The sequence below is a fragment of the Rickettsiales bacterium genome, from assembly GCA_029252805.1.
Taxonomy (GTDB): Bacteria; Pseudomonadota; Alphaproteobacteria; order Rickettsiales; family JALZUV01; genus JALZUV01.
This window is the reverse complement of sequence record JAQXAR010000041.1, coordinates 47,408-61,387: the sequence shown is the minus strand read 5'-3', so window position 1 is coordinate 61,387 and position 13,980 is coordinate 47,408. Positions and strand designations below refer to the sequence as shown.

12 protein-coding genes are annotated in these 13,980 nt (G+C 47.6%); 6 read left to right on the top strand and 6 right to left on the bottom strand.

The window, feature by feature from the left end; genetic code table 11:
* Positions 1–60: 60 nt before the first annotated feature.
* Positions 61–750: a hypothetical protein gene (locus P8P30_08485; protein MDG1287584.1), complete on the bottom strand. Its 690-nt coding sequence runs from the start codon at positions 748–750 to the stop codon at positions 61–63.
* A gap of 48 nt (positions 751–798) precedes the next feature.
* Complete coding sequence (locus P8P30_08480; GenBank protein ID MDG1287583.1) at positions 799–2,007, bottom strand: argininosuccinate synthase; 1,209 nt, start codon at positions 2,005–2,007, stop codon at positions 799–801.
* Positions 2,008–2,168: 161 nt separating this feature from the next.
* Between P8P30_08480 and P8P30_08475 the strand changes: the two genes are divergently transcribed.
* The 3 genes from P8P30_08475 (at position 2,169) to P8P30_08465 (ending at position 6,802) form a co-directional block, all read left to right on the top strand.
* Positions 2,169–2,681 (top strand): thioredoxin-like domain-containing protein, encoded by a 513-nt coding sequence (locus P8P30_08475; GenBank protein MDG1287582.1) that lies wholly within the window; start codon positions 2,169–2,171, stop codon positions 2,679–2,681.
* A gap of 103 nt (positions 2,682–2,784) precedes the next feature.
* Positions 2,785–4,875, top strand: a complete 2,091-nt coding sequence (locus tag P8P30_08470; GenBank protein MDG1287581.1) for a sodium-translocating pyrophosphatase — start codon at positions 2,785–2,787, stop codon at positions 4,873–4,875.
* A 76-nt stretch (positions 4,876–4,951) separates the two neighbouring features.
* On the top strand, positions 4,952–6,802 hold the full coding sequence (locus tag P8P30_08465) for a lytic transglycosylase domain-containing protein (GenBank protein MDG1287580.1): 1,851 nt from the start codon (positions 4,952–4,954) through the stop codon (positions 6,800–6,802).
* A 111-nt stretch (positions 6,803–6,913) separates the two neighbouring features.
* Here P8P30_08465 and P8P30_08460 read toward each other — a convergent pair whose 3' ends face one another.
* Complete coding sequence (locus P8P30_08460) at positions 6,914–8,206, bottom strand: citrate synthase (GenBank protein MDG1287579.1); 1,293 nt, start codon at positions 8,204–8,206, stop codon at positions 6,914–6,916.
* Positions 8,207–8,347: 141 nt separating this feature from the next.
* Here P8P30_08460 and P8P30_08455 point away from each other — a divergent pair, with 141 nt between their 5' ends.
* The 3 genes from P8P30_08455 to P8P30_08445 are packed head-to-tail and all read left to right on the top strand — an operon-like array spanning position 8,348 to position 9,251.
* Positions 8,348–8,596, top strand: a complete 249-nt coding sequence (locus P8P30_08455; protein MDG1287578.1) for a hypothetical protein — start codon at positions 8,348–8,350, stop codon at positions 8,594–8,596.
* A gap of 35 nt (positions 8,597–8,631) precedes the next feature.
* Positions 8,632–8,910 (top strand): YggT family protein, encoded by a 279-nt coding sequence (locus P8P30_08450; protein ID MDG1287577.1) that lies wholly within the window; start codon positions 8,632–8,634, stop codon positions 8,908–8,910.
* Positions 8,910–9,251: a (2Fe-2S) ferredoxin domain-containing protein gene (locus P8P30_08445; GenBank protein MDG1287576.1), complete on the top strand. Its 342-nt coding sequence runs from the start codon at positions 8,910–8,912 to the stop codon at positions 9,249–9,251. The genes P8P30_08450 and P8P30_08445 overlap by 1 nt, the downstream gene beginning before the upstream one ends.
* On the opposite strand, the gene purU is transcribed toward P8P30_08445, so the two are convergent.
* The 3 genes from purU to P8P30_08430 all read right to left on the bottom strand — a co-directional run bounded on the left by purU (position 9,248) and on the right by P8P30_08430 (position 13,944).
* The gene (gene purU / locus P8P30_08440; GenBank protein ID MDG1287575.1) at positions 9,248–10,123 is read right to left on the bottom strand and encodes a formyltetrahydrofolate deformylase; all 876 of its coding nucleotides are present in this window, start codon (positions 10,121–10,123) and stop codon (positions 9,248–9,250) included. The genes P8P30_08445 and purU overlap by 4 nt on opposite strands.
* A complete protein-coding gene (locus tag P8P30_08435) occupies positions 10,095–12,473 on the bottom strand; it encodes an ATP-binding protein (GenBank protein MDG1287574.1) in 2,379 nt (792 codons plus the stop codon). The genes purU and P8P30_08435 overlap by 29 nt, the downstream gene beginning before the upstream one ends.
* 82 nt (positions 12,474–12,555) lie before the next feature.
* Positions 12,556–13,944, bottom strand: a complete 1,389-nt coding sequence (locus tag P8P30_08430; protein MDG1287573.1) for a phosphodiester glycosidase family protein — start codon at positions 13,942–13,944, stop codon at positions 12,556–12,558.
* Positions 13,945–13,980: the final 36 nt, after the last annotated feature.

Below are 13,980 nucleotides of genomic sequence, written 5' to 3'. Positions count from 1 at the left end.
ATTTCAGGATAAGAATTAGCAGAGCTTAAGAATGAGTGCAACGATTAGATGCGTGTTTTGTTATGAAAGCAAAGACCCTACGCCGCCATTTGTGCGTTGCTGCCCCGGCAGACCATATGATTTCTGAACATCCAAAGGAGAGCCAGCAACGTCCCCTGCCCCTAAGATATTGCCTGATCCCATCAAAAATGCACCGATCGAATCTGCTTGTGCGGCATTAGCCCCCAACAAAGCTGACGCACCTTGCTTATATTTTTCATTTTCGCCGCCGAATAAGCCTGCCAGCATACCGCCTACAGCAGTGGCACCTACAAGCGCTGCAGCCACCTTGACCATCGTGTTATCGTCTTTTTCTTCGTCCTGACCGCCTACACCTAATATACCTGCAATGGATTGGTTTGTTGCTTGAACCTCTGCATCCACAGCCGCTTGATCTTCCGGTAAGTCAGGATAAGCCTCTCTAACGTCATCCATGAGCTTTTGAGCTTGTGAGCCCAATGAAGGATAGTTCCCTAACAGATCCGCAATTTCTTGATAAGACCCCCTGCGCGTTGCAATCGCACCCACTTTTTGGATAAACGCCTCGTAATCAATATCTTTTTGCGATTGAGTGTCTGGTGCGGGCTGATCATCTGCTGGAGCGGACCCTGCCTGCGTAAAATCCTGTATATTAGTGTGAGAGAACTCCTCAACCGCCTCTTGATCGAGTCGTTCGAAACCTTTCATTGGAGCATGTATGTTCCCTACCATACCTTAAGTATAACCAAAAAATATTACAGTTCAGTTAAGGTTTTGAGGTTAAAATTGTCCTAAACGCTTGCGAGTACGTAAGCGCAGTGCATTCAACTTAATAAAGCCTGCTGCGTCGCCCTGATCATAGACTTCATCTTCCTCGAAAGTAGCAATCGCTTCATCAAAGAGTGAATTAGGTGACTTACGTCCGTTGACCATGACATTACCCTTATAAAGCACTAAACGTACTGTACCGGTGACATATTCCTGCGTCTTATCGATCGCCGCCTGCATCATTTCGCGCTCGGGGCTGAACCAGAACCCGTTATAAACAAGCTTCGCGTAACGTGGCGCCATTTCATCTTTCATATGCTGCACTTCACGATCAAGTGTGAGGCTCTCTAAGCCACGACGTGCATGATACAGAATCGTTCCACCCGGTGTTTCGTAAACGCCGCGCACTTTCATGCCTACATAACGATTTTCTACCAGATCCAAAATACCGACACCATTGGCCGCACCCAAATCATTCAATTTCGATAGCAGAGATGCCGGAGACAACGCCTCACCATTAATAGCAACGGGGTCACCTTTTTCAAAATCGATAAAGACTTCAGTCGGTTCATCCGGCGCATCCTGCAATGACTTCACCCATTGGCACATGCCTTTCGGCGGTGCTACCCACGGATCTTCGAGCGATTTACCTTCGTACGAAATATGCAGCAAATTGCCGTCCGTTGAATAAGGCGGTTCATTCTCTTTATCGCTTGGAATTTCAATATTATGCTCGCGTGCATAGGCGAGCAGCTTCGTACGAGAGTTTAGCCCCCACTCACGCCACGGTGCGATCACCTGAATGTCTGGGTTGAGCGCATAATAAGCCAACTCAAAACGCACTTGGTCCGTACCCTTACCCGTCGCACCATGTGAGACCGCATCCGCACCAATTTCCGCAGCAATCTCCACCTGACGCTTCGCAATCAAGGGACGTGCAATCGACGTACCGAGCATGTAATAGCCTTCATAAAGCGGGTTCGCGCGGAACATTGGGAACACATAATCACGTACAAATTCTTCACGCAGATTTTCAATATAAATATGCTCCACACCGGCGCGTTTTGCTTTTTCGCGTGCGGGTTCAATCTCTCCACCTTGCCCTAAATCAGCGGTAAAGGTAATCACTTCGCAATTATATTCATCTTGCAGCCATTTAAGGATCACCGAAGTATCCAAACCACCTGAATAGGCCAAAACCACTTTATTTACTTTAGACATGCTCTGCTCTTTCTTTCGTCATTGCGAGCGAAGCGAAGCAATCCAGAGCGACTCGGTAAAACCTCTAGGTTGCCGCATCGCTTAACGCTCCTCGCAATAACGAATGTTCATTCGTCATTTTCGCATGTACTTCTAAGCCCAGCCAAACTAAGATGCAAGACATGCGTAGAATTCTTCCTTACTTGGCCCTCGCCTTTTTAGTTTTTTCGGGTTGGACTTACTTTAACGGTCACTCCTCATCCTTCTCAGGCATCTCCGAGGCGCACGCGCTTCCTGCCGGAATTGAAGCCATTCGCCTAGACGAAATCAAAAGCTTCCTAAACGCGGATAAGCCGCGCATCCTCTTTCTGTATGCATCATGGTGCCCTTATTGCCAAAAGCAGATTGCTGGCTTCAAAACATTCCATGAGAAATACCCGCTGGCCAACATGATCGCAGTTTCAACCGATAAAAAACCAAGCGCCTTTGCCAAATATATTAATAGCAAAAACGGCGTACCCTTCACCCCCTATATCTACCAAGGCGATAGCAAGCTAATCGACTACCTTAAAGAGCGTGGAGGCAGCTTCAGCGGAGGCATTCCTTACTTCGCAATTTTCGAAAAAGGTGAGCTTAAACAAGAGTTTCTCGGCCTCACCCACCCTGAAAAACTAGCTGCTGCAGTCGCCAAATAGATTTTCACTTGCGGTAACCACTTCCCTCTGCCATTGATTCTATCAATTCCTTTCTATCCTTTGGGAAGGAAAAGAAAAAGAACAACCATCAGGGAGAAAAAACATGGATGCTCTTACACAAACTGAGTGGCTGATTCTTGCCGCAGGAGGACTTGCATTATTGTATGGTCTGATTGCCGGCAAGCAGATCATCGCTGCTGAAACCGGTACTAAAAAAATGGTAGAGATTGCCTCTGCGATTCAAGAAGGTGCCAATGCTTACCTTAACCGTCAATATATAACCATCACCGGTGTGGGTGTGATTATCTGCATTCTACTGGGCACACAGCTCGGCGAATATGTAGCCATCGGCTTTGCAATTGGTGCGATCTTCTCAGGCGTTGCCGGTTATATCGGTATGAACATTTCCGTTCGCGCAAATGTGCGTACCACCGAAGCAGCCCGTAAAGGTTTGGCCGGTGCATTGACACTTGCCTTCCGTGCAGGTGCTGTGACGGGTATGCTCGTCGTAGGTCTCGGCCTTATCGGTGTAGCAGGATATTACTTCTACCTGAAGAATATCGGCATTGACCAACGCGCGATTATGGAAGCCTTAGTCGCTTTAAGCTTTGGTGCATCACTCATTTCTATCTTTGCTCGTTTGGGCGGCGGTATCTTCACCAAAGGTGCGGATGTCGGTGCTGACCTCGTCGGTAAAGTCGAAGCTGGTATTCCAGAAGATGATCCCCGCAACCCTGCAGTTATTGCGGATAACGTCGGTGATAACGTCGGTGACTGTGCAGGCATGGCCGCTGATTTATTTGAGACTTATGCGGTGACCATCGTCGCAACCATGCTGCTTTCGACGATTTTCTTCGTCACAGGCGACACGGCGGCGATCATGATGGAATATATCCTTAGTATTGGCGCGGTATGTATCGTGACTTCTATTATCGGCACCTTCTTCGTACGTCTCGGTAGCGATGGCAACATCATGAAGGCGCTTTATAAAGGCTTCTTCGCGACGGCGATTCTATCCGCAGTGGGTATCTACTTCCTTACGGATAAACTCCTCGGCCTAGAAACCATCTTTACGATTGACGAATTAAGCTTCACCGGTGCGCAGATCTTTAACTGTGCGCTTGTTGGTTTAATCCTGACTGCCCTTATCGTGTGGGTGACGGAGTATTATACTTCAACGTCATTCCGTCCGGTAAAAAGCATCGCGGAAGCGTCTGAGACAGGTCACGGTACTAACGTGATTCAAGGTCTTGCGGTTTCGATGGAAGCTACGGCTGTTCCAGTTGTTTTGATCTCTGTGGCAATTATCGCGGCATACCTCAATTGTGGTGTGTTCGGTATTGGTATCGCCGCAACAACCATGCTTGCACTTGCGGGGATGGTAGTTGCACTTGATGCTTACGGCCCAGTGACAGATAATGCTGGCGGTATTGCTGAGATGGCGGAACTTCCTGCGAAGGTTCGCACAACAACCGATGCGCTTGATGCAGTTGGTAACACCACAAAAGCAGTGACTAAAGGTTACGCCATTGCTTCTGCCGGTCTTGCTGCACTTGTATTGTTCGCCGCTTACACCGAAGATCTGAAACACTATTTCCCAGATCTCGATGTACAGTTTAACCTATCTGATCCTTATGTCGTAATTGGTCTCTTTATGGGTGGCATGTTGCCGTACCTATTTGGTGCCTTGGGCATGATGGCAGTGGGCCGCGCAGCGGGTAGCGTTGTGGTTGAGGTTCGTCGCCAATTCAAGGAAATCAAAGGCATTATGACAGGCAAAGCGAAGCCAGATTATAGCCGTGCGGTTGACTTACTAACCAAAGCAGCGATTAAAGAAATGATCATTCCTTCATTGCTTCCAATCGTTGCGCCGGTAGCCCTTTACTTCATCGTCAATGAAGTAGGCGGTCAAGCGGCAGCCTTTGCTAGCCTTGGCGCGATGCTGATGGGTATCATTGTAACGGGTCTCTTCGTCGCCCTTTCAATGACAGCCGGCGGTGGTGCTTGGGACAATGCCAAGAAATACATCGAAGAAGGTAACTGTGGTGGTAAGGGCTCTGAAGCTCATAAAGCTGCAATCACCGGTGATACTGTAGGCGATCCGTATAAAGATACGGCTGGTCCTGCGATTAACCCGATGATCAAAATTGCGAATATCACGGCAATTCTATTGCTAGCACTACTCGCACACTAAAACGTTTCGAAAGAAACTTGTGGAGAAAAGGCAGTCACTGGTTGGCTGCCTTTTTTCTTTGCTCTATAGCTATCAGATGCGATTGCTATTTATTTTACTTATATCCTTATTCTTTTCTCAAGCGGCACAGGCCGATAACTTCCAACGCGCCTTTAAAGCCGCAGATAAGAAAGACTGGACGACAGCACTCAACGCGGCGGAAGCGACGTGTCAGAACTACATGAAAGACTACGTCCTGTGGCGCAAATTACGCAGCAGGGACGGTCGTGGCAGCTCCAAGCAAACGCTGCGTTTTATGGAATCGCATCAAGACTGGCCTGAACATGACCGCCTTGGCGCGCGCGCGGCAGAGGCTTTCTTGCTTGAAGGTTTCACTATGTCGGATGAACGACGCTGGCGCAAACTGAGTGGCGAAAAGCAAGACCTCTTCACCTATGCCTGGGTTCATGGTAGCTTCACAGCTACTGAACAAAAGCGCCTCAAAGTAAAATACAGCGAACGCCTCACCCAAAAATTATTCGAAGCCAGAGCCGACCGCCTCCTTTGGGATAATGAAGCGACTCGTGCCAGTAGCCTACTCGTCAATACACGCAAAACCTTCCGTGATGTCGCACGTGTCCGCGTTGCCTATATTACCCGTGCCCGCGACGCAAAACGCAAGCTTCAAAAATTGTCTAAGCGATACCAAAAACACCCTGCCCTGCTTTTTGCTCGTGTGAATTATCACAAAAAGAAACGCCAACACCGCAGCGCTGAGGGCCTCCTAAAGCAACTTCCTGCTAAAGTGCCTTACACGAAAAAATGGTGGAAGCTCTGGCGTTATTATGCGCGTGAAGCGGTTGGCGAAAAACGCTACCGCGACGCTTATAATATCCTCCGTCCGGTTAAAAATGCAGAACATGGCGTAGGCGCTCAACTCTTCTGGCTACGCGGGTGGATTCAACTCCAGTTCTTAAACAAGCCCGCAGAAGCCTATAAGGATTTCTACACGTTCCATAAGCATGTCGGCACGCCAATCAGTAAATCACGAGGCGCTTTCTGGGCCGGCCTCGCAGCCGCCGCAAATGACAATAGCAGTATCGCCCGCAACTGGTTTGCGGAAGCCGCGAAATATCCCACGAGCTTCTACGGCCAACTCGCTAAACTCAAGCAATCGAGCGCAACGACCCTGCCTATTAGCAAGACCCGCATTTCACAAAGCAAACCACGCGCCCTACGCGATCAACTCCCACTTATCCGTAAGCTTGTAAACTATGATCAAACCTATTCGGTCAATGCGTTCTTACTTGGCATGGCCAAGCGCTTTAACAAACCGGAACAAGTGATGGCGATTGCACAAGCGGCGCGCAAAATTGGCGTTCCCCACCTCGCCGTACGTATGGGTAAGAATCACTTCTCAAACCAAGATGAATGGCTGCAACCGGTCAGCCACCCTGTCCCCAGCCTACCGCAGGGGCTGGCCGTTGAACCTGCACTTGTGCTCGCCATCACGCGTCAGGAGAGTGAGTTTAACCCGAAAGCAAGCAGCAGCGCTAATGCACGCGGGTTGATGCAACTTCTTCCCTCCACGGCCAAACTCGTCGCGAAAGAACATAGCATCAGCCACAGCACCTCGATGCTGGGCAACCCGAAACATAATATGAAACTGGGCAGCCACTACCTCGCTGGGCTCATCAAAAAATTTGATGGTCAATACCCGCTCGCCATTGCTGGGTATAATGCTGGCCCTGGCCGTGTCGTGCAATGGAAAAAGAGGTTTGGCCCCTTCCCGAATGATATGGCCGGACAGCTCAAATGGTTGGAGCAAATCCCCTTTTCCGAAACACGAAACTACGTACAACGCGTGTTAGAAAACTTACAGGTTTACCGCAAATTACTGGGAGAGAACCAACCCCTCACCCCAACACGCATGTTCAAAAAATACTAAACGCTTTCTCTTTACGCAGCCTGTCACTCTGAGGTGAATCCGAAGCATCAAAAATCCCTCCCCCGCACAATGCGAAGGAGGGAGATGACAGTGATTGAGTTTCAGCGAGTGTTAGCGTTTATCTAGCGCCACGTATTTTCGCTCGTCCGGGCCCGTATAGAGTTGACGAGGACGGCCGATACGTTGATCAGGCTCTTCGATCATCTCACGCCATTGTGCGACCCAACCCACGGTACGGGCGATGGCAAACATCGCCGTAAACATCATGGTCGGAATACCAATTGCGCGGTAAATAATGCCGGAATAGAAATCCACATTCGGGTAAAGCTTACGCTGCACGAAGTAATCATCTTCTAACGCAATTTTCTCTAGCTCCATCGCAATTTCAAGCAATGGTTCATTTTGAATACCCAGCTCTTCAAGCACCTCATGACACGTCTCACGCAGCACCGTCGCACGCGGATCAAAGCTTTTATAAACACGATGACCAAAGCCCATCAGACGGAAAGGGTCATTCTTATCTTTCGCCCGTGCGATAAATTCTGGAATACGATCCTTACTGCCAATTTCAGTCAGCATATCAAGTACCGCTTCATTCGCGCCACCATGTGCCGGTCCCCAAAGGGATGCAATACCTGCCGCCAAACATGCAAAAGGATTAGCACCCGAAGAGCCTGCCAAACGCACCGTTGAAGTCGAAGCATTTTGCTCATGATCCGCATGCAGAATAAACAGTTTATCAATCGCTTTTTCCAAAACTGGGCTCACTACATAAGGCTCACAAGGATTGGCAAACATCATATGCAAGAAATTACCCGCAAAGCTGAGTTCATTTTTCGGATATACTGGGGGCATACCAATCGAGTATTTATATGAGAGCGCCGCCAATGTTGGCATTTTCGCTATCATACGATAAACCGCCAAATCGCGGTCTTCATCATTCAAAATATCAATCGAATCATGATAAAAAGCCGAAAGCGAGCCGGTCGCTCCTACCAAGATTGCCATCGGGTGCGCATTACGCGGAAATCCACGGAACAACCACTCCAGCTGCTCATGCACCATCGTATGCATCGTGATATTATGTTCAAAACTGTCATATTGTTTCTTCGTCGGCAAGGCGCCTTCTAACAACAAATACGACGTTTCGATGAAGTTACTATTCTCCGCCAAATCAGCGATATCATAACCGCGATAGCGCAAGATACCTTTGTCGCCATCAATATACGTAATCTTCGATTCGCACGAAGCGGTCGCTAGAAAACCGGGGTCAAACGTAAAGTAATCTGTTTCCTTATAGAGTTTACTAATATCAATGACATCGGGACCAATTCCACTTTCCAGAATCGGCAACTCAATCGTAGGGCCACCTTCAATACTCAATGTTGCTTTCTTTTGTGTCATTTCAAGCCTCCTTTGGCATCTATTCTTACAACTATTGATAGAGTATTAGCGAAGAAAAATGAATAAATTACTAATATCGACGAATTGATTTTTGTCATTTCCTTATCGTCTTATGCTGACTATAAGAAATAAGGAGGATTCATGCGATTCGCAATTATACTAATGACCATACTGCTATTAATCGGCTGCAAACAGAATAAGTATGACGAAGTGTGGCATAATTATGAATGGCTTCCCCCGGGTGCAGAAAATTCTAACCCTTACGTTCTCACGCCTCAACACCAAAGAGGCTACGGAAACTACCCTTATTACGATAATGATGCCGAATATGTCCAACCGCGAGGTTGGGGGATGTGTAATGGCACAAACAATCTCGGAAATTGCGAATAGGTTGAATTTAACATTTTTCGCGCTAAGTTAGGCCGATGGAACACCCACTCATTTTTCTAGTCTCTTCGATTCTCTCGCTCATCAACATGGCGCTGCTTGTTTATATTATCATCAGCTTCTTGATTTCGTTTAATATCCTCAACCGCCATCAAGGCCTTGTATCAACGGTCTATCAAGCGCTAGAACGCTTGCTTGAGCCAATGCTCCGCCCGATTCGCAAGCATTTACCGGATTTAAATGGCATTGATATCTCGCCTATCGTTCTGATTCTTATTCTCAGATTCCTAGAATATGCGATGCATTATTACCTCTAATGCCTGAGGGAAGCTTCTACCAACATCACGTCTTTATCTGCGACAATCGCCGCGAAACAGGCCATGTTCGCGGCTGTTGTGCTGAAAAGAATGCCGAAGAATTACGCGACCATCTAAAAACCCGCGTCAAAGACCTCAAGCTAAACGGTAAAGGCAAGGTCCGTATCAACAAAGCCGGATGCCTAGATCGCTGCGAACTCGGCCCCGTCCTCGTCATCTACCCCGAGGAATGCTGGTACCGCGCAACGAGCAAAGCCGACATTGATGAAATCCTACAAACACACCTCATCGAAGGCAAAATAGTCGAGCGCCTAAAGCTGGCCCGCAACCAAACTTTCTAACGGAACACCACCGTCTTGCTGCCATTACGGATCACACGATGTTCGATGTGATATTTGATCGCTTTGGCAAGCACTAGGCACTCAATATCTCGGCCTGCAGCCGTTAGTTCTTTCGGTTTGAAGCTATGATCTACACGCGTCACTTCTTGCTCGATAATCGGGCCTTCATCTAGATCGCTTGTCACATAATGCGCCGTTGCTCCGATAATCTTCACCCCACGCTCAAACGCCTGATGATACGGGCGTGCGCCTTTAAAACTCGGCAAAAACGAGTGATGAATGTTAATCGCCCTGCCCTCTAGCTGCTCGCACATATTCTGCGACAGGATTTGCATGTAACGCGCGAGCACAACAAGATCGATCTGATGCTCATCAATGAGCTCAAGCACCTGCGCTTCTTGCGCGGCCTTATCTTCTCCTACGGGCAGATGGTAAAATGGCACTTTATACCACTCCGCCACCTCACGCAGGTCCTCATGATTAGAAATAATAGCAGGCACCTCAACCGGTAATGTGCCCGTATGCATGCGGTGCAATAAATCATAGAGGCAATGCCCGAATTTCGACACCATCAACAATAAGCGCGGCTTATGCTGCGCTTCATCCAACTGCCACTGCATTGCAAAACGTGAGGCGATGCGCTCGTCAAATTGCTGCTTAAAGGCTTCAATCGAAGCCTCGCCCTCATCCATAAATTCCATACGCAGGAAAAACTGATTCGTGGACTCATCACGAAACTGCGCCGAGTCAATCACATTGCCCTGATGGTTCATAATGAAGCCTGAAACGGCCGCGACAATACCGCGCGCATCCTGACAAGAGAGGGTTAGAATATAGCTAAGATTAGTGTTTGAGATCATTTTTATTTTCATGTGTTGGCAATGGGATAACAATATCATCTTCTGGCTGTTTACGCGGCAGAATGCAAGTAATTGTCGTACCTTTACCTTCTTCAGATTCCAATATTAGGTGCCCGCCATGCAGCTCGATAAAGCTCTTCACCATCGCAAGCCCTAGTCCCGTGCCCGAAGATTTACGGCTCGCAGAACCACTACGGTAAAACTTATCAAATACCGCTTCATGCTCGCTCTGAGCAATACCCATACCCGTATCTTCTACGCTGATTTGGATAAATTCATCACTCGCTTTTTTCTCTATTTTCACCGCGACACTCACTTCGCCACCCTCATCGGTATATTTAATCGCATTGCCTACCAGGTTAAAAATAGCCTGCTTCAAACGGCTTTGATCACCATCCATTCTTCCGATATCCATCGGGCAATCAAATGACATTTTAAGTCCCGCAGCTTCCGCCTTATCACGCAGCATGGTTTGCACTGCATTGAGCATCGGCAACACATCCACCTTGCCTACATCTAATTGCAAGTAACCGGCCTCAATACTTGCAATATCAAGAATATCATCAATGAGATTCATCAAATGCTGCGAGGCCGTACCGATACTTTCCACATACTCAGCCTGCTTATCCGTGAGCGATCCCACATAAGCCTGATTCAGCATTTCATAGAAACCACGAATCGATGTCAGCGGTGAGCGAAGCTCATAGGACACATTGGCGAGAAACTCACTCTTAAGGCGATCCGCTTCTTCCAACGCTTCATTCTTCTCACGCAAGGAGCGTTCAACCAGCATTGAATCCGTCATATCCACATAATTGAGTAGCGTTTGGCCATCGGGTAAAGGCAACGCAATCACTTCAAACACTTTTCCATCACGGCGTTCAATCTGTAGTTTAGAGGTTTTGCGGACGGAAAGCATTTCCGTGAAGTGGCTTTTAAATTTCGTCCAATCATCAAAATAATAAAGCGAACGCTGCTTATTAAGCAGATCATTAATATGCGGCTCTGCTTCGGCCAGTTTCTCGCTCAAATTCCACATTTCGCGGTAGACCGGATTATGCAGCTTAAGGCGGCCATCCTGCCCGAATACCGCAACGCCTTCCGTCAAATGATCCAACGTTTCGCGCTGCACGGCAATCAGCGTATTATACGAACGCTCCAATGCCAGCCTATCCGTCACATCTTCATCGGCGAAAAGAATCCCACCTGAGGCATCTGGAATCGCCAATTGACGCACGGTACGTCCATCAGGGAGATAATAAAACTCCTCATTCGGATCCAATAACCCGGTAAACATTTTAATTCGTTTTTGCTTAAAAGCCGGGAAATTTGCTTGCTCAGGTAGCATGCGATTCTCACGCAATTTTTCCAGCACATCTCCGTATTTCGGGTTTTGACTCAGCCAGCTTGCTTCCAATTTCCACATGCGTACAAAGGCATTATTGTAGAATTTCAAACACTGATCCGAACCAAAAATAGCAATTGCGCTGGTGATCGTTTCCAGCAGATTACTTTGCGTCGCCAGCATATCTTGTAGCTTTGCATTCAGTTGCTCAATATCGGTCTTATCCAATGCAATACCGGTGAGATTCTTACGATCTTCCCACGGAAACTCCATAAAATCAAATAGCTTACGCTCTCCATTCAGCACAACATGGCGGCGCTCATTTTGAGAACCTCCGGTCTTCAGTGCTTGAGCTGCAAGCTTACTACCTTGACTGTAAATCTCTAAAGACTCCCCGCCGCTTGGGTCGGTTGTTTCTTCCGAAGCTTCCAAAAATGCTAGATTACAGTACCGAATCTTTAAATCGTCATTTCGTTGCCAAACCGGCATCGGCAATGCATTAAACATATTACTCAGTTGGCGCATTTCAAGTTTGCTACGTTCATTTTCGTGGCGTAATCGTTGCACATCTTTCGCACGTCCAGTAATATCTTTCCACCAAAGTACTAAATGCTTATCCGCTTCCGCTTCGACAATCACACCATAACATTCCAACCAGCGTTTTTTCGTCGGATCTTCAATTTCTACTGTAAAATTAGACACTTCATCCGCTAAGAGTGCTTCAATTTTCTCGTCTAAACTCCCCAGAGACTCTTCAGGTAACTCTGCCAAAAGTTGCGCATATTCTGTCGAAACAGGAAGAGAAAATAGCTCCCTAAGTTTACGCGAAAACCACTCCCTATCCGTACTCAAACTCCGGTAATAGAAAGAATTATTTGATGATGAGAGCAACGCCGCAATGCGCGCATCGCTGCCGACGGTGCCCAGTCCACCTTTTTGATAAAAATATAAAATAACCGCAGCGCCTCCTCCTAAAAAGGCAGCCACCAACGATAAATAAACCCACATATCCTGCATAGGTCCAGCATGAGGATTTCTCGCTCTTTCACAAGCAGGAATTCGCAATAACAGGCCTGTGATGAGAAGTTAGAGAGAGAGACTATCGAATATGGAAAACAGTTGAGTTATCCAAAATTGTACCTTGCTCAATATCGTGACTCGGCAAAGAATATCCCACATTTGCACCGTCCAGGAACATCGCATCAACGGCGCCATGCTGCGCGGCTATTTGCCCTAAATGGTAATTATTCACCTTATCCGCATGGATGATGACTAAATCACCCTCTGCATTAAACCCCATGGCGGTGCGTTCTTTCAACGAACTTGTCATCGGATTGTTAGGGTTATGCACATTATCACTCCCCGTCACACTATAGGTACCATCTTGATCTAAAAGCACTCCTCCATTTTGGAAGGCCCAATCAATTTTATCTGCTGGAATAGGGGTTGTTTTCCACTCCAATGCTGTCATTACAAATGGGTCCCCATTCGTCATCTTCCCCATAATGCCATTCTCATCTGCGAAATTCTCTATCCCACCACTTGCAATATCAAAGCGCGGCAAGCTCGGGTCAACAAACGGGCGCTGTATATCGCCATCCACAATCAACATCCCAACCGTTTCGCCATAGCGCGTCGGGATCGTTTGACCATTTACAACGTAAGAACCGGCGTTATCAAAAAGCGGGCCATTTAGCGTCAACGCATACCCCTCTTGCGTTAATACTCCCCCGCCCTGCGCATCTTGCTGAATCAACACATCTTTGAAATCTTCAACAATAATAGTGCTATAGCTACTATTTCCAAACGTGCCACCCATATCATACGTTAAATTGGAAGTGACATTAATTTTCGTATTCCCAGCATCAACGACGCCTCCATCTACCACTGCACCTCCATCCACCGTCGGTTCTTCTGCAGGCGGTGTTGTGACATCAGGTTCCGCATTCACATCGGACATCACCTCCAGTGCCATAAACCCAAACAGAGAGCCCACTAAACCACTGAACAAACCATGCATCGCACCGGCGCCAATAATATTACTCACATTCACTTTCCGTGCGACACTCAATGCTTCAGCAGAGGGAGGGTTTGCTGTATCCGCCGTCAATTGCGCGACACGCTCTTGCGCCGCAGACGTTTGCTTTACAGTCGCACGTACAGAGGTAATCAGGGCTGCGGCTAGCATACCCGCAACAATCGGTGTCGCAAAAGGTCCAAGCGCAACCCCTAACAGGGCCTGTATTGCAAAAGATTTAACCACCATAAAGGTCGCCATTGAAGTGGCGGTTGAAGTGACAAAATCAATCGGATTATCCATCGCATAATTGATATTTTGCTGAATCTTTTTAGAAAATGTGACAGGCCGCGCCGTCGCTTGCGAGCCGCTCTTTAACAATAAATCTCGTTTTTTAGGCAAGGCATCACGCCCAACACCATTACGCCAAAGGTGTGTTTCTGCGTTGTTTAATGTGGAGGATTCAACCACCAAACCAATAATAAGAATCTACTAACATACTAAGAT